The organism is Herbaspirillum frisingense GSF30 (assembly GCF_000300975.2).
In the GTDB taxonomy this organism is placed as follows: Bacteria; Pseudomonadota; Gammaproteobacteria; order Burkholderiales; family Burkholderiaceae_D; genus Herbaspirillum; species Herbaspirillum frisingense.
In genome coordinates this window covers 22,062-44,281 of record NZ_AEEC02000025.1, presented here as the reverse complement: position 1 = coordinate 44,281, position 22,220 = coordinate 22,062, and the positions used below count along the sequence as shown (strand labels likewise).

Below are 22,220 nucleotides of genomic sequence, written 5' to 3'. Positions count from 1 at the left end.
TGACGCGGCTGATGTTGGGCCTGGGCAAGCCGCCCCAGGCGAATCCTGCAATAATGACGGATTGTCACCGCCCCGAGCAGTCTTGCGTCTGGTAGCCATGTGCGCTGGTCGCGGCCGCCTTCCTTTTTCCTGTCACCGTCATGCTGCACGCAGTCGCCGCCTCCGTCCTGTGGGGCCTGTTCCCGCTTTACTTCAAGTTGTTGAAGGAGGTTGCTTCCTTCGATATCGTGGTGCAGCGCCTGTTCTGGTCCTGCGTGTTCCTGGCGGGTGTGCTGGCCTGGCGGCGACAGTGGCGCTGGCTGGGAGAGGTGGCGCGCCAGCCTAGGGTGGTGGCCGGTTGCCTGCTCTCGGCACTGCTGCTGAGCGGCAACTGGACCCTGTATGTCTGGGCGGTCAACGCCGGGCGCATCGTCGATACCAGCCTGGGTTACTTCATGAGCCCCCTGATGAGCGTCTTCATGGGCTACCTGATCCTCAAGGAGCGCATGCGCCCGCTGCAATGGCTCTCGGTCCTGCTGGCGCTGGGTGCGGTGCTGTGGCTGACCTTCGCCAACGGCAAGCTGCCCTGGATTTCGCTGCTGATCGCGCTGTCCTTCGCCTTCTATGGCCTGCTGCGCAAGACCGCCCACCTTGGCCCGCTGGAAGGCCTGTCGCTGGAAACCCTGCTGATGCTGCCGCTGGTGCTGCTGTTGCTGGGCATCGATACCGCGCGCGACAGCAATGCCTTTACCCATGCCTCCACCACGGCCCAGGTGCTGCTGGTGCTGTCCGGTCCCATCACGGCGGTACCGCTGCTGCTGTTTGCCCATGGCGCGCGCCGCATCCCGCTGTCCATGCTCGGCCTGATGCAGTACATCTCGCCCACCATCCAGTTGCTGGGCGGGGTGCTGATCTACGGCGAACCCTTCACCGGCGCCCGCGCCATCGGCTTTTGCGTGATCTGGGCGGCGCTCGCGGTATACTCCGCCGAAGGCTTGTGGCGCTACATGCGCTCCCGCGCACAAAGCTCGACCGAGCCCGGCGCCGGCAGCGCCTGAGCACCGGCTCATCGTTTCCCTCTTACTGGCAACTCATACCATGGCCCAATACGTCTTTACCATGAACCGCGTCGGCAAGATCGTGCCGCCGAAGCGGCAGATCCTCAAGGACATCTCGCTGTCCTTCTTCCCCGGCGCCAAGATCGGCGTGCTCGGCCTGAACGGCTCGGGCAAATCGACCCTGCTCAAGATCATGGCCGGCATCGACAAGGAAATCGAGGGTGAAGCCATCCCGATGCCCAACCTGAACATCGGCTACCTGCCGCAGGAACCGCAACTCGATGCAGAGAAGACCGTGCGCCAGGAAGTCGAAAGCGCCCTGGGCGAAGTCTTCGAAGCCCAGGCCAAGCTGGACGCCGTCTACGCCGCCTATGCCGAGGAAGACGCCGACTTCGACGCCCTGGCCACCGAGCAGGCGCGCCTGGAAGCCATCATCTCCGCCGCCGACGGCAACAGCCTCAACCAGCAACTGGAAATGGCCGCCGACGCACTGCGCCTGCCGCCCTGGGACGCCAGGATCGGCGTGCTCTCCGGTGGTGAAAAGCGCCGCGTGGCACTGTGCAAGCTGCTGCTCTCCAAGCCCGACATGCTGCTGCTGGACGAGCCGACCAACCACCTGGACGCCGAGTCGGTGGACTGGCTGGAGCAGTTCCTGCAGCGCTTCCCCGGCACCGTGGTGGCCATCACCCACGATCGCTACTTCCTCGACAACGCCGCCGAATGGATCCTGGAGCTGGATCGTGGCCACGGCATCCCCTGGAAGGGCAACTACAGCTCCTGGCTGGAACAGAAGGAAGCCCGCCTGAAGCAGGAAGAAGCCAGCGAATCGGCGCGTCAGAAGACCATCGCCAAGGAACTGGAATGGGTACGCCAGAACCCCAAGGGTCGTCAGGCCAAGAGCAAGGCGCGTCTGGCCCGCTTCAATGAACTGTCCGAATACGAATACCAGAAGCGCAACGAGACCCAGGAAATCTTCATTCCCGTGGCCGAGCGCCTGGGCAATGAAGTCATCGAGTTCAAGAACGTCAGCAAGGGCTATGGCGACCGCCTGCTGATCGATGACCTGAACTTCAAGATTCCGGCCGGTGCCATCGTCGGTATCATCGGCCCCAACGGCGCCGGTAAGTCGACCCTGTTCCGCATGCTGGCCGGCCGCGAGACCCCGGACAGCGGCGAACTGGTGCTCGGCCCCACCGTCAAGGTGTCGCTGGTGGACCAGTCGCGTGAAGACCTGGGCAACAAGAAGACGGTCTTCGAGGACGTTTCCGGCGGTGCCGACATCCTCACCGTGGGCCGCTTCGAAATGCCCTCGCGCGCCTACCTGGGGCGCTTCAACTTCAAGGGCGGCGACCAGCAGAAGGTGGTCGGCAACCTCTCCGGTGGTGAACGCGGTCGCCTGCACCTGGCCAAGACCCTGCTGCAGGGCGGCAACGTCCTGCTGCTGGACGAACCGTCCAACGACCTCGACGTGGAAACCCTGCGTGCCCTGGAAGACGCGCTGCTGGAATTCGCCGGCACCGTGCTGGTGATCTCCCACGATCGCTGGTTCCTGGACCGTATCGCCACCCACATCATCGCCTTCGAGGGTGATTCGCAGGTCACCTTCTTCGACGGTAACTATCAGGAATACGAAGCCGACAAGAAGAAGCGTCTGGGCGAAGAAGCCGCCAAGCCCAAGCGCATCCGCTACAAGCCGGTGACGCGCTGATGGCTCGTTGATCGCCTGATCGATCCGTACCCGGGAAACGCCGCTGGACGTCGCTGACGTCAGCGGCGTTTTTTTCGCCGGGAGGGATGGCGTGTAAAGAGTTGTAGGGATGCATGACGTGTCCCGTGCCGATGGCTACCATCCCAGCATCACAGGAATCCTCGGGGGAAACGTCGATGAAGACGCGCCAGGTGCTGACCATCTGTCTGCTGCTGGGTGCTTGCGCCAGTTCGCAACCGGTCACGCAGATCGACAAGGACACCTATCTGCTGGTGGCCAGTTCGCGCTGGCACGGCAACGAGGGCGTGGCCATCCAGGGCCTGCAGCAGGCCGACGACTGGTGTCGCCAGCGCGGGCGCCGCGCACGCGTGACCGGCAGTGAGCGCTCCGATGGCGTGATCGGGGTGATGCCGCCCAAGGTGATGTTGACCTTCAAGTGTGATCCATCCCCATAGGAGCGGTTCCCATGGCCCGGGAGCGGGCAGAAAACGCCCTGCGCGGGTAGAATCACGCCCTCGCGCCCACCAGGCGCCCGGTCGAGAAGAGGCCGCCGTCCTATCCCGGGCGCGATGATCTCTCCTTCCTCGTTCGCGTCATCCGCGCACCCGATAAAAAAATTCGCGCCACCTGGCTCCCCGGGCTACGTTTGCCATCGGGTCCCAGGACTGTATCCATCATTCATCCGCCCTGACATGCTCGCCACGATTACCCGCCTCTTCCCCGTGTGGGCGCTGCTGCTTTCCGCCGCCGCCTATTTCTCGCCACCGACCTTCACGCCCCTGGGCAAGTACATCACCCAGCTCCTCACCCTGATCATGCTGACCATGGGCGTGACGCTGACGGTGGACGACTTCAAGCGCATCATCAAGCGCCCCGCGCCGGTGGCTGCCGGCATCATCCTGCACTACCTGGTCATGCCGCTGGCCGCCTGGGTCATCGCCAAGGTGTTGCGCATGCCGCCTGACCTGACCGCCGGCATGGTGCTGGTGGGCAGCGTTGCCTCCGGTACCGCCTCCAACGTGATGATCTATCTCTCGCGCGGCGATGTGGCGCTGTCGGTCACCATTTCCACGCTGTCGGCGCTGGTGTCGGTATTTGCCACGCCGCTGTTAACGGAGCTGTATGTGGACGCTTCCATCCACTTCGACGCGCATGCCATGCTCATGTCCATCGTGCAGATCGTGGTGGTGCCCATCGCCGTGGGCCTGGTACTGAACCTGTTTGCCGGCAACTTGATCCGCCGCATCGAACCCTACCTCTCGCTGGTGTCGATGGTGGCGATCCTGCTGATCATCTCGGCGGTGGTTGCCGGTAGCCAGGCCAGCATCGCCTCGGTGGGCCTGGTGGTGCTGGTGGGCGTGATCCTGCACAACGGCCTGGGTTTGCTGGGTGGCTACTGGGGTGGTCGCCTGCTCGGCTTCGACGAAGCGGTATGCCGCACCCTGGCCATCGAGGTGGGGATGCAGAATTCCGGTCTGGCAGCTGCGCTGGGCAAGCTCTACTTCACCCCGGTGGCGGCCTTGCCGGGCGCGCTGTTCTCGGTATGGCACAACCTGTCGGGTTCGCTGCTGGCCGGTTACTGGCGCGGTCGCCCGCCGCGTGACTGAGCACTGTACTCGCCTGATATTCGCCTGATATTCGCCTGATACCACGCGGCCCGCTCCCGGATGGCAGCGGGCCGTTGTTCATGGGCCGTTATGTGCCTACAATCGGCCACATTCATCATCCAAGGAAGGGACCATCATGCAAAAACGCCAGTTCATGCGCCTGGGCGCCACTCTGCTGGCCGCACCGGCTGCCCTGCCGGCGCTGGCTGCGGACAAGAAGGCCGGTGGGTCCGGGCCGGTGTTGCTGACCGTCACCGGCGACATCGGCAACAGCAATCGCGGCGCCCTCGATCCGGCGCTGGACCAGATGATGGCCAAGCAGAAACTGAGTTTCGACAAGGCCTATACCTTTGACTTTGCCGCCCTGTCGGCCCTGCCTTCGGTGGAAATCCACCCCACGCTGGAATACGACCGCCGTCGCCATAGCCTGCGCGGTCCCTTGTTGTCGGAGGTGCTGCGCGTCTGTGGCGCCCCCGCCGCACTGCAGAACTGCGCCCTGCGCGCCGTGGATGGCTATGCGGTGCTGGTGTCCGCAGCCGACATTGCCAAGTACCGCTTCATCGTCGCCACCCATCTGGATGGCAAGCCGATTCCGCTGGGCGGGCTCGGTCCGCTGTGGGCCGTCTATGACGCCGACAGCTTCCCGGAGATGACCGCGCGCCCCTTGCCGGAGCGCTTCGGCCAATGCCCGTGGGGCCTGTACCACATCGCCGTGCGCAAGGCCTGATGCAAGCCTCAGTGAAGGTGCCGACGCGCTTCAGACGTTGATGGCGCTGTCCGACTTCATCCGCTTGCGCAGTTCGAACTTCTGGATCTTGCCGGTAGAGGTCTTGGGCAACGGCCCGAAGTAGATCGCCTTGGGCACCTTGAAGCCGGCCAGGTGGCCACGGCAGAACTCGGCCAGTTCGGCCGCGCCGATGTCGGCACCTTCCTTCAGTTCGACAAAGGCGCAGGGGGTCTCGCCCCATTTCTCGTCCGGCTGTGCCACCACGGCCGCCGCCAGTACGGCCGGGTGACGGTAGAGCACGTCTTCCACTTCCACGCTGGAGATGTTCTCGCCCCCGGAGATGATGATGTCCTTGCTGCGGTCCTTGATCTTGATGTAACCGTCGGCATTCATCACGCCCAGGTCGCCGGTGTGGAACCAGCCGCCGGCGAAGGCTTCCTGCGTGGCCTTGTCGTTCTTCAGATAGCCCTTCATGCAGATGTTGCCGCGGAACATGATCTCGCCGATCTCCTCGCCATCGGCGGCCACTGCTTCCATGGTGTCCGGCGAGAGTACCGTCACGCCACTCTGCAGGTGGTAGCGCACGCCCTGGCGCGACTTCAACACCGCCCGCTGGTCCACCGACAGGCCGCTCCAGTCATCCTGCTCGGCGCAGACCGCCGCCGGCCCGTAGACCTCGGTCAGGCCATAGACGTGGGTCAGTTCGAACTGCATCGCCTCCATCTTGGCCAGCACGGCCGCTGGCGGCGGTGCCCCTGCCACCATCGCCTTGACCGGACCGCGGATGCCGGCGCGCCAGCCCTCGGGCGCATTGGCCAGCGCCGCATGGACGATGGGCGCGGCGCAGTAGTGGGTGATGCCGTGCTCGGCGATCAGGTCGAACACCAGCTTGGGCTCGAACTTGCGCAGGCAGACGTTCACGCCCGCGCGTGCCGCGACCGTCCACGGGAAGCACCAGCCATTGCAATGGAACATCGGCAGCGTCCACAGGTAGACCGGGTGCTTGGGCAGGTCCCATTCGAGGATGTTGGACACCGCATTCAAGGCCGCGCCACGATGGTGATAGACCACCCCCTTGGGGTCGCCGGTGGTGCCGGAGGTGTAGTTCAGGGCAATCGCATCCCATTCGTCGGCAGGCATCTGCCAGTCGAACTGTTCGTCACCGCTGGCCAGCAGGGCTTCGTACTCCAGGTGGCCGAAGCGTTCGCCGGCCACCGGTGGCGGGCCCAGTTCATCAAACACTTCGACGATCTTCAGCGCCGGCAATTGCGTGCGCAACTGCTGTGCCAGTGCGGCGAATTCGCTGTCGATCAGCAGCACCCGGGCTTCGCCATGGCGCAGCATGAAGACGATGGATTCGGCGTCGAGCCGGATGTTGAGCGCGTTGAGCACGGCGCCGGCCATCGGTACGCCGAAGTGTGCCTCCACCATCGCCGGAGTATTGGGCAGCATGGCTGCCACGGTGTCGTTCTTGCCCACGCCCAGGCCTTGCAGGGCGCTGGCCAGACGGCGCGTGCGGCGGTAGGTCTGGTCCCAGTCCTGGCGCAGTGCGCCGTGGATGATGGCGGTGCGCTTGCCATAGACGGCGGCGGCACGCGCGATGAAATCGATGGGGGTGAGGGCCGCGTAATTGGCGGTGTTGCGGCCGAGGCCGGTGTCGAAATCTGCCATGTCTGTCTCCTAGCGGCGGGGATGGTGGGGCGGCGCGCTTGTGCATTTTTTATCGGCCGCGCATCAATTTGCAAGGGTAGCATCGAAGCGGTCTTGCGCTTTGTCATCACGACGACAAGGCTGACATGCGACAATGTTCAGCGTTTTCCTCCTTCCCCAAGCCCCCTGATGAGCAGCAAGATGGCGCAGCTTCTGCAGCAATACGACTGGTTCGCCGCCCTGTCGGCCGACCATCGTGCGCTGGCGGCCGCGACCACGCAATTGTCGCGCTTTGCCGCCGATGCCTTCGTGGCCCGGCGGGGCGAGCGCTCCGATTACTGGATCGGCGTGCATGAGGGCCTCATCAAGCTGGCGGTCTACAACATCGACGGCCGCAGCAGCACGCTGTCGGGTGTGCCCGAGGGCGGGTGGTGTGGCGAGGGCAGCGTGATCAAGCGCGAGCCGCGCCGCTATGACGTCATCGCCATCCGCGCCTCGCAGATCCTGCTGGTGCCGGCCGATACCTTCCATCGCCTGATGGCCGAGAGCCTGCCCTTCAATGCCTTCGTGATCGGCCAGCTCAACGAACGCATGGGCCAGTTCATCGCCACCGTGCAGAACGAGCGTCTGCTGGATGTGGATGCCCGCGTGGCACAGGCGATTGCGCAACTGTTCCATCCCATGTTGTACCCGCGTACCTCCAAGGTGCTGGAACTGTCGCAGGAAGAGATCGGCCTCCTGACCGGTCTGTCGCGCCAGCGCGTGAACCAGGCCATGCGCCACCTGGCAGAACTGGGACTGGTGGAGATTTCCTACCAGAGCATCCGCGTGGTCGACCTCGATGGCCTGCGCGCCTTCGGCATGGCCTCGCTATGAGGCGGCGCAGCCTGTCACCGCAACGACAGTCTGGCGGCCAGGCCTGGCATACCATCAGTCGACCTTCCCGGAACTGAATTCCCATGGCCATCGTCACCCATCATCACCTGCAATTGCGCGAACTACGTTTCGCCGCGCCGGCGCGGGTGCGGGTGTGGAAGGGCGCAGCCACGCTCAGGAGCGGCAATGTCACCATCGAACTGAGGGAGGGCGAGAGCTTCACCGTCCCGTCCTTCGTGCGCTTCTCCTGCCTGGCCCACCCGCGCATGGCGGCGCAGGGCATGCGTCCGGCCGTCTGGTCGTTGGCGCTGGAGACGCAATCCCCGGCCGACATGGAAAGCGCGGCCGATGCCAGCAAGCCCCATGCACGTCGCCTGGCCGCCGCGATCTTCGCGCAACCTGCGGCCGACTGGCGCGCCGAGGGCATTGCCCGTGACTGGCAGATGAGCCCGGCGCGCTTGCGCGCGTTGCTCTTTGCCGAAGGGGAGTCGCTGCGCAGCCTGGTGCGCGAGCAGCGCGTGGCCTGGGTCCTGGCCGGGCTGGCGCGCATGGAAGATGCCGGCGCACCGCCTGCGGCGGCCGGATTTGCCTCGCTGGCGGCGCTGCAGCGGGCGTGCCAGGAAGCCATCGGGCTGCCGCCGGAGATTGCCCGCCGCGCCATCTCTCTGCTCAGCAGCACGCCCGTGCAGGTCGCACCGGCGCGCCGGGACGAGGCGCGCAAGCCGCGCTACCGGCCCTATTTCTGAGATTTCCGAGGTGCAGTCCGCCGCCCGGCGGCAAGTTTGCTACCATCTGCGCTTTCCCTCAATTCTGTGTGGCCCGCTGCGGGCCGATTTCTCATGAGCAAGTTCTGGAGCCCCATCGTCAGCCGCCTGACGCCCTACACCCCCGGCGAACAACCCAAGATCGCGCGTCTGGTCAAGCTCAATACCAACGAGAGCCCGTATGGCCCGTCGCCGCTGGCGCTACAGGCCATCGCCCGCGAAGTCAGCGACAGCCTGCGCCTGTATCCCAATCCGGATGCCGAGCCGCTCAAGCTGGCCATCGCCCGCCGCCATGCCGCCGACGGCATCAGCGCGCGCGAGGTGTTCGTGGGCAACGGCTCCGACGAAGTGCTGGCGCATGCCTTCCAGGCCCTGCTGCAGCATGGCAAGCCCATCCTGTTCCCGGACATCACCTACAGCTTCTATCCGACCTATGCCGGCCTGTACCAGGTCGAGTATCGCGCCGTGCCGCTGGCCGAGGATTTCACGCTGCGCGCCGACGACTACATCGGCCAGGGCGAGGCCATCGGCGGCATCATCTTCCCCAACCCGAACGCGCCCACCGGCTGCCTGCTGGGACTGGACCAGATCGAGCGCATCCTGCAGGGCAATCCGGAGCGGGTGGTGGTGGTCGATGAGGCCTATATCGATTTCGGCGGCCAGAGCGCCATCCCGCTGGTGCAGCGCTATCCCAACCTGCTGGTGGTACAGACCTTCTCCAAGTCGCGCGCGCTGGCCGGCATGCGGGTCGGTTTTGCCATCGGCCACGCCGACCTGATCGATGCACTGGAGCGTGTCAAGAACAGCTTCAACTCCTATCCGCTGGATCGCCCGGCGATTGCCGGCGCCACCGCCGCCATCGAAGACGAGGACTACTTCCAGAAGACCTGCGGCATGGTCATCGCCAGCCGCACCGCCCTGGTGGCGCAGCTGGAAGGCCTGGGCTTCCAGGTCCTGCCGTCGGCAGCCAACTTCGTCTTCGCGCGTCATCCGCAACATGACGCGGCCGCCCTGGCGGCGGCGCTGCGCAGCGACGGCATCATCGTGCGTCACTTCAAGACCGAGCGCATCAAGCAGTTCCTGCGCATCACCATCGGTACCGATGCGGATTGCGCCACGCTGGTGGAGGCACTGGGGCGCCATCTGGGCCAACAGTAAGTCCGACGGGGAACGGCGGCCCGTCCGCCGTTCCCAAGCCTTAGCTGAGCGGCCGCTGGCGCCATGCCACCAGGGACCCGGCCAGCAGCATCAGGGCGGAAAACACCAGTCCGCGTTGCAGCCCGCCGGCACCATCGGCGATCCAGCCGACGATGGACGGACCGATGATCTGCCCGACCGCGAAGACGATGGTGAAGGCGCTGATGCCGGCCGGCCAGTCCGAGGGTGGCAGGTTGTGGCGCACCATGGCCGTGGTCGAGGCCACCGCAGAGAGAAAACATCCCCCGAAGAGCAGGCCGGAGGCGAACACTGCCACCGTCGCGTTCGTCGTGGCCGGCAGCAGCGTGGCCACACACAGCAGGCCGTTGAGGATGGCCAGCGACTGCCCGCCACGGAAGCGGTCCAGCATGCGCGCCCAGATGCGCGAAGAGGCAAAGGTGGCCGCGCCCAGCAGCGCAAAGAAGAGCGTGATGCGCGCCGGTGCCATGCCTTCTTCCTTGAGCAGGGCGATCACGAAGGTCATGTAGCCGATATAGCCCAGCCCGAAAAAGAGATAGCCGACCAGCCCATACTGCAGGGAGCGCGCTCGCCAACGACGGGTTCCGGCCGCCTGCGCCGGGCTGGTCGGCATCAGTGCTGCCGGCAATGCCATGACGATGCTGGCCACCAGTGCCAGCAGGCCCAGCAGTATCCACGCCCATTGCCAGGGATGGGCCGCGCCCTGCGCCAGGGCGGCGTCCATCACGGGCGGCACCAGCAATGAGGCGGCGACGATACCGATGCCGGTGCCACCGTAGTAGAGCCCCAGCAGCAGGCCCGCACGTTGTGCATGCAGCGCCGCCAGGCGGCTGACCAGCAATCCCCCCGAGACGAAGATGAGCGCACTGGTCACGCCGGTGACCATCCGCAGCAGCAGTTGCAGCAGCGTGTCCGTGGTCAGGGCCGGCAGGAAGGACAGCAGCGCCGTTCCGAAGGCACCCGCGATGAGCACCCGATGCGCCTGGTAGCGGCGCATCAGCATGGGTGTCAGCAGTGCCCCCAGCAGGTAGCCCAGGGCATTGCCGGTATTCATGCCGCCGGCCACCAGATAAGGCCAGCCGAGGTCGGCGCGCATCGGCGCCAGCAGCAGGGCGTAGGAAAAGCGCGCCAGGCCCAGTGCCACGGCGGTGCCAAGCGACAGGGCCAGGGCGGTCAGGATGGGGTGGCGCAGGATGAAGGGCGAGGGCGCATGCGCAGCTTGGCTGGTCATGGGGGGCGTCTCCGGGCGGTCTTGTTATGGTGCCCAGTGTAGCCGATGCAGCAGGGAGGTATGCAGGTATGCGCTGAGGTGGGCGGAGGCGTTGGCTCAGTTGGCGATGGGGCGCCAGTTGTGTTCCTGGACCACATGCAGACAGGCATCCACCACCACCGGGTCCAGGCGGCTGCCGCGTTGGCGCTGGATTTCTTCCAGTGCCACGGCCATGCCCAGCGACTTGCGGTAGGGGCGGTCGGCCGACATCGATTCGACGATGTCGGCAACGGTCAGGATGCGCGATTCGAAGGGCAGGGCGTCGCCGCTGATGCCACGCGGATAGCCGCTGCCGTCGAGGTATTCATGGTGGCACCAGACGATCTCGGCCAGGTTGAAGGGGAAGCTGATCTTGTTGAGCATCTCGTAGCCGAATTGCACGTGGGTCTTGAGTACGCCATATTCGTCGGCCGTGATGCGGCCCGGCTTGGTGAGCAGTTCCAGCGGTATCCTGGCCTTGCCGATGTCATGCACCTGGGCCGCCATGTGCAGCACGTCGATGCGCTCGGCGGGCAGGCGCAGATGCCGCCCGATCATCACCGCCAGCTCGGCGGTCTGGTCCTCGTGATTGGGCGTATAGCCGTCAGTGAGCCGATGCATGGCGATCAATGCATCGATGACTTCCTGATAGATCTTGTTCGGTTCTGAAACTGGCATTCCTGTCCCTGCGAGATTGCAGCCGCTGGCAGCGTCGGTCGCTCAGAGTGCGGTTCGATCCGTGATCTGCAAGGCGGCATGCGCCCTTCTTGCAAGCTGGCAGGTTCGTTGGCTTCTGATTGGCCACCCTGGGGTGGCCCTGCACCGCGGTGTCCGACAGCGCATGACGATGCGCTTTCCCGGTTGTCGGATAATAGCGGTTTGCAATACTGAAACTCATTTCAGGAAAGAAATGATTTTTGCGCAGTTTACATTCCTGACTTATCGATGACAACCAAGCCGTCCCCTTCTCGTCCTGCTTCTCCCTCGCGCCTGATCTGGCGCAAGTTTGCCATTCCCCTGTTTTTCCTGCTGCTGGGAATCGTCTTTGCCACCTGGGCCGCACGCATTCCCGCCATCCGGGACCATCTGCAGCTGGACGCGGCCACGCTGGCGCTGGTGCTGTTGTGCGGCGGGATCGGCGCGGTCGGTTCGTTCCCCCTGGCGGCCTGGATCACCGGGCACTATGGCGCGCGCCACAGCACCCTCTACGCCGGCCTGGCGTTGCTGGTGTCGCTGCCGCTGCTGGGTCTGGCGCCGGGGCTGGCGAGCCTGATGCTGATCTGCACCCTGTACGGCGCAGCCTCCAGTTGCTTCGACGTCGCCATCAACGCGCTGGGTGCGCAGGCCGAACGCGATGCCGGGCGGCCCATCATGTCGATGCTGCACGGCTGGTTCTGCGTGGGTACCTTCTCGGGCGCGCTGGTCGCCAGTGCGGTGGCGGGGCTGGGCATCGCACCGGTGTGGCATTTCCTGCTGGTGGCGGCGCTGTTCCTCTATCCCCTGTACGCGGCCTATGTGGCCCTGCCCGACGACCGCCCGGAACATGATCCGCAGCGCAAACTCTTCGCGGTACCGCATGGCCATCTGGTGGTGCTGGGGGTGATCGCCTTTTGCGGGGCCATCGTCGAGGGTTCGGTGGCCGACTGGAGTGGCATCTACATGAAGGACCACATCGGCGCCAGCGATGGCAGCACGCCGCTGGCCTATGCCGCCTTCGCCGGCATGATGCTGATCATGCGCATGGTCGGTGACAGTCTCAAGGCCCGTTACGACGCACGCCGCGTGGTCTGGATCGGCACCCTGGTCGCCAGCGCCGGCATCGCGCTGGCGGTGGTCGCGCCCGGCATGGCCGTGGCCATCCTGGGGTTTGCCATTGCCGGCACCGGCGTGGCGGCGGTGTTTCCCTTCGTCTTCAGTGCCGCTGGCCGACATGGATCGACGGCACTGGCAGCGGTGGCCACGCTGGGCTACAGCGGCAGCCTGATCGGACCGCCGGTGTTCGGCTTCCTGGCGCATGGCTGGGGTCTGCAGGCGGCGCTGGCGCTGCTGGGCGTGCTGTGCCTGGCCATGGCCGGCTCCAGCCGACGCGCGCTGTGGCTGCAGTAGATGGCGCGGGCGCCTACAATAGCGCCTCTCTTGAAACAACGGATGCAAGGAATATCACGATGCGCAACCTGGTCCTGCTGCCGGGCTTCATGCTCAATGAACACCTGTGGGACGACATGCGGGACGATCTCGCCACGCTGGGGTCCCTGACCTTTGGCGACCTCGGCCAGGATATCGGCATCCAGGCCATGGCCGATGCGGTCCTGCGTCAGGCGCCGGAGCGCTTCGTGCTGCTGGGGTTTTCCATGGGCGGCTTCGTGGCCCAGGCAATTGCCCTGAAGGCGCCTGAGCGTGTGCTGGGGTTGGGGCTGCTCAATACCTCTTCACGCCCGCAGACCGAGCGAGAATCGCAGGGCACGCTGGCCCAGCTCGACATGGCCCGGCGTACGCCCTTCAAGGGGCTGACCTCGCGGGCGCTGGCGTCGTCCCTGCATCCGGCACGGAGCACCGATCGCACGTTGCTGGACCGGCTGCAGGCGATGGCACTGGCCAACGGCAAGGAAGTCTTCCTGCGCCAGCTGCAGACCCTGCGTGACAGCAATGCGGAAGAACTGCAACAGTTGCAGTGCCCGGTCCTCATCGTCAGCAGTGACGAAGACAAGTTGCGCAGCGTGGAGGAATCGGAAGAGATGGCGCGACGGATACCGCAATCGCGCCTGGAAATCATCGGCGATAGCGGCCACATGACGCCGATGGAAAAGCCGCAGGAATTGTTTGCCATTCTCTCGGACTGGATTACGCGTTCGGGTCTGTAGGTCCTTAAGTCCCCAAGTCCCGAAATCCCGCTCCCGCCCGGATGCGCGAGATGCGCGGGATGCGGGTATTGCGCCCGCACTTCGTCCCGCCTGCTTTTCCTGGTGCCTTCTGGGTCTCGGGACTGCTCAACCTTCGTCGAGCTCCTTGCGCGGAGCGCCGGCTGCCCGGCTGCCCGCACCCTTGTTGACTTCGTCCAGACCGCCGGTGCCGCGCAGGTCAGTATCGACCTGGCCCTTGCGGATATCGTCGTAGGCCTGGCGGATTTTCGGGCGGTCTACCGCATGGCCGCTACGCGCCGGGTCCTGACGGTCTGCATTCTGGTCCTGCTCATGGGGCAGTCGGGGTTTGTCGTGTTTGGGATGACGATCTTTTCTGGTTCTCAGGAAGCTGGTCATGTTGGGGTCCTCGCATCAAATGGTTGACTCTTCTTTTGCCGCAGGGCCGGCGCCGAGGAGCTTGAGTACAGTGGCTCACAAGCTCATCGGCTACCTTGCGCATGCACGAAGCGAACAAATACGACCGGGCCTCGCACAAGAAGTGCCGCCAGTTACAAGGCAGGATGCAAAATAGGAATTTGTCCGACAGAGGATTCGTACAGGCCGCGCCGCAAGGGCGCGGCGGGGCGATGGACTCGTCCGTTGGATGCGCCAGGACTGGGCGTGTTCCCCCGCGCTGGTGCAGGCTTGCACAAAAAGGGAAAGGCGGATGGGGTCACCCATCCGCCTTGTCCTGAACCACCGCGACGTCGCGTTGCAGGTTCTTACAGCGCCAGTCGCGTACGTGCGGCGTGATATTCGGCCTCCAGCCGATCCACCATCTCGGCCACACCAGGCACGTCGTCCATCAGCCCCACGCCCTGGCCAGCGCCCCAGATATCGCGCCAGGCCTTGGCCTTGCTGCCGCCGCCGGAGCCGAAGTTCATCTTGGTCTTGTCGGCCTCGGGCAGCTTGTCCGGGTCCAGCCCGGCGTTGACGATGGACTTCTTCAGATAGTTGCCGTGCACCCCCGTGAAGAGGTTGGTGTACACCACATCGGCCGCGGAGGAGTCGACGATGGCCTGGCGATAGGCCTCATCGACATTCGATTCGCGCGTGGCCAGCCAGCGCGATCCCATGTAGGCGAAGTCGGCGCCCATGGCCTGCGCGGCCAGCACGGCGTCGCCCGTGGCAATGGCACCCGACAGCACCAGCGGCCCCTTGAACATCTTGCGCACCTCGCCCACCAGCGCAAAGGGCGACAGCGTCCCGGCATGCCCGCCAGCGCCGGCGGCCACCAGGATCAGGCCATCGACTCCGGCTTCCAGCGCCTTTTCGGCATGGCGCAGGGAAATGACGTCATGCAGCACGATGCCGCCATAGCTGTGCACGGCATCGAGCATCTCCTGCGGAGGCGCGCGCAGGCTGGAGATGATGATAGGGACCTGATGCTTGACGCAGGTGGCCACGTCCTGGGCCAGACGGTCATTGGACTGGTGCACGATCTGGTTCACCGCAATCGGACCGACCTTGCGTTCCGGGTGCTGCGCCTGCCACTGCGCCAGTTCTTCCTGCAGCTGGGTCAGCCAGACATCGAGTTGCTCGGCCGGACGGGCGTTGAGTGCGGGAAACGAACCGACCAGCCCGGCCTTGCACTGGGCCGCTACCAGCGCGGGACCACTGGCGATGAACATGGGCGAGCAGATGATGGGCAGGCGCAGATCTTGCAATGCTTTGGGGTAAGCAGGGGCTGGTGGCATGGTCGTCTCTCGTTGGTTGTCGTTATATCAAGGCACAAGGCCGCTTTTGTCGGACGATTATAGGATAAAAGTCGAAAAAATATAACGATCGTGCTTTTTGTTGCGCGAATGGGAAATTTCAGGAAATTATTTATATGATTTACTGTCTTATCCCGACCATGTGCTATGTTTTCCACAAGCCTGGCGTAAAACAGGCCACGCAGGCGCCACCGGGGGCGTGTTGCGGGTCCGGCTCAGCCGGAAGGGCCATGCCCGAGTTTCATCAGCCGTCAATTGTCGCAGGGGGGAATCATGCAAAACTTCGATCTGGTCAACGTCCTCATCATCGTCCTGGCTGCCGTCGCACTGATCGCCGGCGCCGTGCTGCACAAACGCGCCTTGAAGAAGGCGCTGATCGAGGCCGACAAGTTGCCGGTACGCGGATTGCGTCGTTATCGTCAGCAGTGAGCTGTGAGCAATCGCAATAAGGAATAAGCAATGGCGCGGTGGCTGCTCAAGGCAGCCCCGCGCCATTCTGCTTGCCGGGTGTCAGTCGCTCAGTATGACCACTGCAGCTGAGGCGACTGTCCAACAGCGCTGACTCAAACCGGCCCGCCTCACCTCACTCACGTCACCCCGCCCGCTTCGCCGCAATCGCATTGCCCGCGCGGCTGACCGACTTGCGTCCCAGGTGCTGCGAGATGAACTGTCCCGCATCGACCACCGCATCCAGGTCCACGCCCGTCTCTATCCCCAGCCCGTTCATCATGTACAGCACATCCTCGGTGGCGACATTGCCGGTTGCGCCTTTGGCGTAAGGGCAGCCGCCCAGGCCGGCCACGGAGGCGTGGTAGATGCTGATGCCGACCTGCAGGCTGGCGTAGATGTTGGCCAGCGCCTGTCCGTAGGTATCGTGGAAGTGGCCGGAGAGTCCTTCGATGTGGAACTCGCGGATCGCCGTTTCCATCACCGGGCGCACCTTGTCCGGCGTGGCCACGCCGATGGTGTCGGCGATGTCGATCTCGTCACAGCCCAGCTCGCGGAAGCGCCGGACGACATCGGCCACCGCCTCCAGCGGGACCTCGCCCTGGTACGGGCAGCCGAAGGCGCAACTGACTGCCGCACGCAGGCGCTTGCGGTGGGCCTTGGCGGCCTTGGCGACTTCGGCGAAACGGTCGATGGATTCGGCGATGGAGCAGTTGATGTTCTTCTGCGAAAACGCTTCCGAGGCCGCGCCAAAGATCACCACCTCATCCACGCCCGCTTCCAGCGCCGCCTCGAAGCCCTTCATGTTGGGCACCAGCGCCGAATAGACCACGCCCGGCTTGCGCGTGATGCCATGCATGACCTCGGTCGAGGTCGCCATCTGCGGCACCCATTTGGGCGAGACGAAGGAGGCCGCTTCCACATTCGGGAAACCCGCCGCCGTGAGACGGTCGACCAGTTCGATCTTGATCGCGGCGGAAATGGTTTCCTTCTCGTTCTGCAGACCGTCGCGGGGTCCGACTTCGACGATCTTCACTTTCTTGGGCAGGTTCATCTGGCTTGTCTCCGTTGGCTGTGTTCTTGGGAATTCTTGTTCTGGTCTGGTTCAGTTGGAATCAGGCTGCGGTCGGCGCGGCATCCAGTCGCACGTCGCTGACGGCGCCGCCGGTCATTTCCTGCAGTTGGGCGGCGGTGAGGTTGAAGACGGCATGCGGGTGGCCGGCGGCGGCCCAGACGCTGTCGTAGTTGAACAGGTCGCGGTCGATCAGCATCACCGGCTTGACGACGTGGCCGACCGGGCAGACGCCACCGATGGCGTAGCCGGTGTTGTCGCGCACGAAGCGGGCATCGGCCTTGCCCAGTGGGCCGACCAGGGCGGTCACCTTGGCTTCGTCGACGCGGTTGGCGCCGCTGGCGATGACCAGCACCGGTGCATCGTCGGCCACACGGCGAAAGATGATGGACTTGGCGATCTCGGCCACGCTGCAACCGACGGCGGCGGCGGCTTCAGCCGAGGTGCGGCCGGTCGAGGGCAGCATCACGACCGGTTTGTCATGCCCCATGCCGGCCAGCAGGTCGGCGACGCGTTGGGCGGAGGAGGGCAGGGGGGCGGCGGTGTCGTTCATGGGTCGGATCGGATCAAACGCGGTAGGTAGATGGAGCGGGAAATGATAACAGCATGGCCGCCACGCTTCAGGCTGCCGCGGCGGTCAGCGTGCTTACCGGTCCAGCAGGAACACGCCGTCGCTGTGCGCCGCGCCGGCCCTTTCCAGTTGCGCCACGCACCAGCGCGACAGGGCGACGTCGTCCATCTGCAGGAAGCGTTCATTGGTGATGCGCAGCAAGGGAATGTCGCGCATCATCGCCGGCAACTGCTCCAGCGGGATGCGGCCACGTTCCAGCAGCAAGAACTTGACCAATACCTTGATGCCGTTATGGGCGTTGCGCAAGGGATCGGCCTGCAGGTAGTCCAGCCGCGAGAAGGCCTTGTCCAGGGCGTCGTCGATGTCCTGGAAGGGGGCGCCATGGCCGGGGATGACGGTACGCACGTCGAGCGTGCGGATCAGCTCCAGCGTGGCGCGCGCTTCCTCGAATCCGGATTCGCCATCCAGCTCGGGAAAGATGATGCCGAAGCCATTGCGCCACAAGGCATCGGCCGAGATCAGCACGCCTTCCTGCGCGCAGTAGAACAGCAGCGCATGCGGATCATGTCCGGGAGCGGCCAGCGCCTGCCAGTCCAGGTCGCCCATGCGCAACACGTCGCCACTGGCGATGGTCTGCGACGCCGTGAAACGCGGGCAGCGCTGGCCGGTGGCGCGGTAGCTGAGGGCGTCCTCGTCCCAGTGGCGCACCTTGTCCGCTTCGGCGGCGGGGATGGCGATGCGGCAGCCATGGGCTTGTTGCAGGGCGGCATTGCCGCCGCAGTGGTCGGAATGCAGATGGGTGTTGACCAGCAGGTCCAGCCCCTCCCGACCGCGCTGGGCCAGCACGTGCCGTACCAGCGTCAGGGTCTGTTCGGCATGGCTGACGTAGCCGCTGTCGATCATCGCCACTTCGTCGCGGCCGAACAGCAACACGTTGTTGGAGGACAGCCAGCCCCGCTCCAGCACATGGATGGAGGGGGCCACGTGTAACGCGGGGGCATTCATGGCAAGCTACCCGGCGCGCTCAGGCGGCCTTGAATTCCAGCAACTGCGCGCCCTCGCTCACCTGGTCGCCAACCGCATAGAGCAGGTCCTCGACCACACCGGCGGCGGGCGCGGCGATGGTGTGCTCCATCTTCATGGCTTCCATGATGAGCAGGGGCGCACCCTGGGCCACGCTGGCGCCCTTCTGTACCAGCAGGGCGACGATCTTGCCGGGCATGGGGGCGGTCAGGCGGCCGCCCTCGGCTTCGCTGTGGCCGGCATGGGCCATGGGGTCGAGATGGCGCAGGCTGCGCTGTCCCTGGCCATCGAAGATGTGCAGCCATTCGCCTTCTCGCTGGACCTCGGCGCGCAGCGTGCGGCCATCCAGCGAGACCAGTAGGCCGTTCTGGTCGCTGGGGTCGAAGGCCAGCGTATGCGTGCTGCCGTCGGCAAGCAGCGTCCAGTGCCGGCCGTCGCCGGCGTAGTCCAGTTGCACCGTCGTCGGTCCGGCTTCGTCCTCGAAGTCCAGGCTGCGCAGCAGGCGGGTGTTGAGTCGCCAGCCGCTGGTGTGTGCCCAGGGGTCAGTGTCGCTGCTCGCCTGGTGCTCCTGCTGCAGGATGGCGGCGGTGGCCAGCGCCAGGGTCTCGATACCGGGCCGCACGGGTGCCGGGAACAGGCTGTAGCGATGACGTTCGATCAGGCCGGTATCGAGGTCGGCAGTGGCGAAGGCCTGACCGGCAATCAGGCGCTGCAGGAAGCCGATATTGGTGGCCAGCCCCACCACCTGGTACTGCGCCAGCGCACGCGCCATGTTGCGCAGGGCGGCGTCGCGGTCGGCGCCCCAGACGATGAGCTTGGCGATCATGGGGTCGTAGAAGGGCGAGATGGCATCGCCCTCGCGCACGCCGGAATCGATGCGTACCGGCGCCGGCTGCCCGGCACCATTCTCGCCCAGGCGGAACTCCACCGCCGCGGCGCTGCGCATGCGGGTGAGGGTACCGATGGAGGGCAGGAAGCCCTTCTCGGGGTTCTCCGCATAGATGCGGGCTTCGATGGCGTGGCCGTTGATGCGCAGTGCATCCTGCTTCAGCGGCAGCGCCTCGCCTGCGGCTACGCGCAGTTGCCATTCCACCAGATCGAGGCCGGTGATCATTTCGGTGACGGGATGCTCCACCTGCAGGCGGGTATTCATTTCCATGAAATAGAAACTGCCGTCCTGGCCGCTGCTGTAGTCGGCGATGAATTCCACCGTGCCGGCACCGACATAGCCGACGGCGCGGGCAGCGGCCACCGCCGCTTCACCCATGGCAGCGCGGCGGCCGCAGCTCATGCCGGGGGCCGGGGCTTCTTCCAGGACCTTCTGGTGACGGCGCTGCACGGAGCAGTCGCGTTCGAACAGATAGACGCAGTTCCCCTGGCCGTCGGCGAAGACCTGGATTTCGATGTGGCGTGGCCGGGTCAGGTATTTTTCGACCAGCACGCGGTCGTCGCCGAAGCTGGAGATCGCCTCGCGCTTGCAGGAGGCCAGCGCGGCCTCGAAGTCTTCCGAACGCTCGACCACGCGCATGCCCTTGCCTCCGCCCCCGGCGCTGGCCTTGAGCAGCACCGGGTAGCCGATGCGGTCGGCTTCGCTACGCAGGAAATCGCTCTCCTGGCGCTCGCCGTGGTAGCCCGGTACCAGTGGTACGGCGGCGGTTTCCATCAGCGCCTTGGCGGCCGATTTGGAACCCATGGCGCGGATCGCCGAGGCTGGTGGGCCGATGAAGACCAGCCCGGCGTCGGCGCAGGCCTGGGCGAACTCGGCGTTCTCGGACAGGAAGCCGTAGCCCGGATGGATCGCCTGGGCCCCGGTAGCCAGGGCGGCGGCGATGATCTTGTCGCCGCAGAGATAGCTTTCCTTGGCCGGCGCCGGTCCCAGGCGCACGCTCTGGTCGCAGGCCTGGACGTGCTTGGCGCGCGCGTCGGCGTCGGAATAGACGGCCACCGTGGTGATGCCCAGGCGACGTGCGGTAGCCGCCACGCGGCAGGCGATTTCGCCGCGATTGGCGATCAGGATCTTGTTGAACATGGTGTCTCCTCGGTGGCGTGGCTCAGATGCGGAAGACGCCGAATCGGGTCTCTTCGATGGGGGCGTTGAGCGCCGCCGACAGGCCCAGCGCCAGCACCTGGCGGGTATCGGCGGGGTCGATCACGCCGTCGTCCCACAGTCGCGCCGAAGCGTAGTAGGGATGGCCCTGGCTTTCGTACTGGGCGCGGATGGGTTCCTTGAAGGCGGCTTCTTCCTCGGCGCTCCAGCTGCCGCCGCGGGCTTCGATGCCGTCGCGCTTGACGGTGGCCAGCACACTGGCGGCCTGTTCACCGCCCATCACCGAGATGCGTGCATTGGGCCACATCCACAGGAAGCGCGGGGAGAAGGCGCGGCCGCACATGCCGTAGTTGCCCGCACCGAAACTGCCGCCGATGATGACGGTCAGCTTGGGGACCTTGGCGGTGGAGACGGCGGTGACCATTTTTGCACCGTGGCGGGCGATGCCCTCGTTCTCGTACTTCTTGCCGACCATGAAGCCGGTGATGTTCTGCAGGAAGATCAGCGGGATCTTGCGCTGGCAGCACAGTTCGATGAAGTGGGTGCCCTTTTCGGCGGCTTCCGAGAAGAGGATGCCGTTGTTGGCGATGATGCCTACCGGCATGCCATGCAGGTGCGCGAATCCGCACACCAGGGTGGTGCCGTAGCGGGCCTTGAATTCATCGAACGCGCTGGCATCGACGATGCGGGCGATGACCTCGCGCACGTCGAAGGGCTTGCGGGTATCGGTGGGGATGACGCCATACAGTTCCTGGGCCGGGTAGCGCGGTTCCACGCTCTCGCGCAGGGCCAGTTGCTGCGGCTTGCGGCGGTTGAGATGGCCGACGATGTTGCGGGCGATCGCCAGGGCATGGGTATCGTCCTGGGCCAGGTGATCGGCCACGCCCGACAGGCGTGTATGGACGTCGCCGCCGCCCAGCTCCTCGGCGCTGACCACTTCGCCGGTGGCGGCCTTCACCAGCGGCGGGCCGGCCAGGAAGATGGTGGCCTGGTCCTTGACGATGATGGATTCGTCGCTCATGGCCGGGACATAGGCGCCGCCGGCAGTGCAGGATCCCATCACCACGGCGATCTGGGCAATGCCCTTGGCCGACAGGTTGGCCTGGTTGAAGAAGATACGGCCGAAGTGGTCGCGGTCCGGGAAGACCTCATCCTGATTGGGCAGGTTGGCACCGCCGCTGTCGACCAGATAGATGCAGGGCAGGTGATTGAATTCGGCGATCTCCTGCGCGCGCAGGTGCTTCTTGGCCGTCAGCGGGTAGTAGGTACCGCCCTTGACGGTGGCGTCGTTGCAGACAATCACGCATTCCTGGCCGGCCACGCGGCCGATGCCGGTGATGATGCCGGCCGAGGGCGCGGCATCCTTGAGGTTGCCGTCGCGATCCTTCTCGCGGTACATGCCGTAGGCCGCCAGTTGCGACAATTCCAGGAAGGGCGTGCCGGGGTCCAGCAGCATCTGCACGCGCTCGCGCGGCAGCAGCTTGCCGCGGGCCAGGTGTTTTTCGCGGGCGGCCTGGCCGCCACCTTCGGCGATGGCCGCGACCTTCTGGCGCAGGTCGTCCACGATGCGCTGCATGGCGTCGCGGTTGTGCTGGAATTCCTCGCTGCGCGGGTTGAGCTTGCTTTCAATCTGCGGCATGGTGGTCTCTCG

General features: G+C 65.3%; 21 protein-coding genes. 11 read left to right on the top strand and 10 right to left on the bottom strand.

All coding sequences use genetic code 11. The features are described from left to right. Positions 1-140: 140 nt before the first annotated feature. From rarD to HFRIS_RS16755, 5 genes are all read left to right on the top strand, one after another. The gene (gene rarD / locus HFRIS_RS16775; protein WP_006464612.1) at positions 141-1,037 is read left to right on the top strand and encodes an EamA family transporter RarD; all 897 of its coding nucleotides are present in this window, start codon (positions 141-143) and stop codon (positions 1,035-1,037) included. A 40-nt stretch (positions 1,038-1,077) separates the two neighbouring features. Then, positions 1,078-2,745: an energy-dependent translational throttle protein EttA gene (gene ettA / locus HFRIS_RS16770; protein WP_006464611.1), complete on the top strand. Its 1,668-nt coding sequence runs from the start codon at positions 1,078-1,080 to the stop codon at positions 2,743-2,745. Between the two features lie 176 nt (positions 2,746-2,921). Further along, positions 2,922-3,200, top strand: a complete 279-nt coding sequence (locus HFRIS_RS16765) for a hypothetical protein (RefSeq protein ID WP_006464610.1) — start codon at positions 2,922-2,924, stop codon at positions 3,198-3,200. 237 nt (positions 3,201-3,437) lie between these two features. Next, on the top strand, positions 3,438-4,352 hold the full coding sequence (gene panS, locus HFRIS_RS16760) for a ketopantoate/pantoate/pantothenate transporter PanS (protein WP_006464609.1): 915 nt from the start codon (positions 3,438-3,440) through the stop codon (positions 4,350-4,352). 136 nt (positions 4,353-4,488) lie between these two features. Further along, positions 4,489-5,079 (top strand): putative pterin-binding protein, encoded by a 591-nt coding sequence (locus HFRIS_RS16755; RefSeq protein WP_006464608.1) that lies wholly within the window; start codon positions 4,489-4,491, stop codon positions 5,077-5,079. A gap of 30 nt (positions 5,080-5,109) precedes the next feature. Here the strand turns inward: HFRIS_RS16755 and HFRIS_RS16750 are convergent, their stop codons facing one another. Beyond that, on the bottom strand, positions 5,110-6,750 hold the full coding sequence (locus tag HFRIS_RS16750; protein WP_006464607.1) for an acyl-CoA synthetase: 1,641 nt from the start codon (positions 6,748-6,750) through the stop codon (positions 5,110-5,112). A gap of 180 nt (positions 6,751-6,930) precedes the next feature. Between HFRIS_RS16750 and HFRIS_RS16745 the strand changes: the two genes are divergently transcribed. From HFRIS_RS16745 to hisC, 3 genes are all read left to right on the top strand, one after another. Further along, on the top strand, positions 6,931-7,605 hold the full coding sequence (locus tag HFRIS_RS16745) for a Crp/Fnr family transcriptional regulator (RefSeq protein ID WP_039876155.1): 675 nt from the start codon (positions 6,931-6,933) through the stop codon (positions 7,603-7,605). A gap of 83 nt (positions 7,606-7,688) precedes the next feature. Then, positions 7,689-8,351 carry a hypothetical protein gene (locus HFRIS_RS16740; RefSeq protein ID WP_006464604.1) on the top strand — a complete coding sequence of 221 codons (663 nt, stop codon included), beginning with the start codon at positions 7,689-7,691 and terminating at the stop codon, positions 8,349-8,351. A gap of 93 nt (positions 8,352-8,444) precedes the next feature. After that, positions 8,445-9,527: a histidinol-phosphate transaminase gene (gene hisC, locus HFRIS_RS16735; protein WP_006464603.1), complete on the top strand. Its 1,083-nt coding sequence runs from the start codon at positions 8,445-8,447 to the stop codon at positions 9,525-9,527. A 40-nt stretch (positions 9,528-9,567) separates the two neighbouring features. On the opposite strand, the gene HFRIS_RS16730 is transcribed toward hisC, so the two are convergent. Then, positions 9,568-10,776 carry a YbfB/YjiJ family MFS transporter gene (locus HFRIS_RS16730; protein ID WP_006464602.1) on the bottom strand — a complete coding sequence of 403 codons (1,209 nt, stop codon included), beginning with the start codon at positions 10,774-10,776 and terminating at the stop codon, positions 9,568-9,570. Positions 10,777-10,872: 96 nt separating this feature from the next. Then, a complete protein-coding gene (locus HFRIS_RS16725; protein WP_006464601.1) occupies positions 10,873-11,472 on the bottom strand; it encodes an HD-GYP domain-containing protein in 600 nt (199 codons plus the stop codon). 267 nt (positions 11,473-11,739) lie between these two features. Between HFRIS_RS16725 and HFRIS_RS16720 the strand changes: the two genes are divergently transcribed. After that, on the top strand, positions 11,740-12,900 hold the full coding sequence (locus HFRIS_RS16720) for an MFS transporter (protein WP_006464600.1): 1,161 nt from the start codon (positions 11,740-11,742) through the stop codon (positions 12,898-12,900). A 59-nt stretch (positions 12,901-12,959) separates the two neighbouring features. After that, positions 12,960-13,655 carry an alpha/beta fold hydrolase gene (locus HFRIS_RS16715; RefSeq protein WP_006464599.1) on the top strand — a complete coding sequence of 232 codons (696 nt, stop codon included), beginning with the start codon at positions 12,960-12,962 and terminating at the stop codon, positions 13,653-13,655. A gap of 126 nt (positions 13,656-13,781) precedes the next feature. Here HFRIS_RS16715 and HFRIS_RS16710 read toward each other — a convergent pair whose 3' ends face one another. Together HFRIS_RS16710 and HFRIS_RS16705 are read right to left on the bottom strand one after the other, a co-directional pair. Next, a complete protein-coding gene (locus HFRIS_RS16710) occupies positions 13,782-14,051 on the bottom strand; it encodes a hypothetical protein (RefSeq protein WP_006464598.1) in 270 nt (89 codons plus the stop codon). Positions 14,052-14,416: 365 nt separating this feature from the next. Further along, the gene (locus tag HFRIS_RS16705; protein ID WP_006464597.1) at positions 14,417-15,391 is read right to left on the bottom strand and encodes an NAD(P)H-dependent flavin oxidoreductase; all 975 of its coding nucleotides are present in this window, start codon (positions 15,389-15,391) and stop codon (positions 14,417-14,419) included. Positions 15,392-15,682: 291 nt separating this feature from the next. On the opposite strand from HFRIS_RS16705, the gene HFRIS_RS25595 reads away from it, so the two are divergent. After that, positions 15,683-15,838 (top strand): hypothetical protein, encoded by a 156-nt coding sequence (locus HFRIS_RS25595; protein WP_166757989.1) that lies wholly within the window; start codon positions 15,683-15,685, stop codon positions 15,836-15,838. Positions 15,839-16,001: 163 nt separating this feature from the next. Here the strand turns inward: HFRIS_RS25595 and HFRIS_RS16700 are convergent, their stop codons facing one another. The 5 genes from HFRIS_RS16700 to HFRIS_RS16680 all read right to left on the bottom strand — a co-directional run bounded on the left by HFRIS_RS16700 (position 16,002) and on the right by HFRIS_RS16680 (position 22,208). Next, positions 16,002-16,910, bottom strand: coding sequence for a hydroxymethylglutaryl-CoA lyase (locus HFRIS_RS16700; protein ID WP_006464596.1), 909 nt, complete (start codon positions 16,908-16,910; stop codon positions 16,002-16,004). Positions 16,911-16,971: 61 nt separating this feature from the next. Further along, positions 16,972-17,481 carry a YbaK/EbsC family protein gene (locus HFRIS_RS16695; protein WP_006464595.1) on the bottom strand — a complete coding sequence of 170 codons (510 nt, stop codon included), beginning with the start codon at positions 17,479-17,481 and terminating at the stop codon, positions 16,972-16,974. Positions 17,482-17,574: 93 nt separating this feature from the next. Next, complete coding sequence (locus tag HFRIS_RS16690) at positions 17,575-18,504, bottom strand: MBL fold metallo-hydrolase (protein ID WP_039876152.1); 930 nt, start codon at positions 18,502-18,504, stop codon at positions 17,575-17,577. A 19-nt stretch (positions 18,505-18,523) separates the two neighbouring features. After that, positions 18,524-20,551, bottom strand: coding sequence for an acetyl/propionyl/methylcrotonyl-CoA carboxylase subunit alpha (locus tag HFRIS_RS16685; RefSeq protein WP_006464593.1), 2,028 nt, complete (start codon positions 20,549-20,551; stop codon positions 18,524-18,526). A 22-nt stretch (positions 20,552-20,573) separates the two neighbouring features. Continuing rightward, positions 20,574-22,208 (bottom strand): carboxyl transferase domain-containing protein, encoded by a 1,635-nt coding sequence (locus HFRIS_RS16680; protein WP_006464592.1) that lies wholly within the window; start codon positions 22,206-22,208, stop codon positions 20,574-20,576. Positions 22,209-22,220 lie beyond the last annotated feature (12 nt).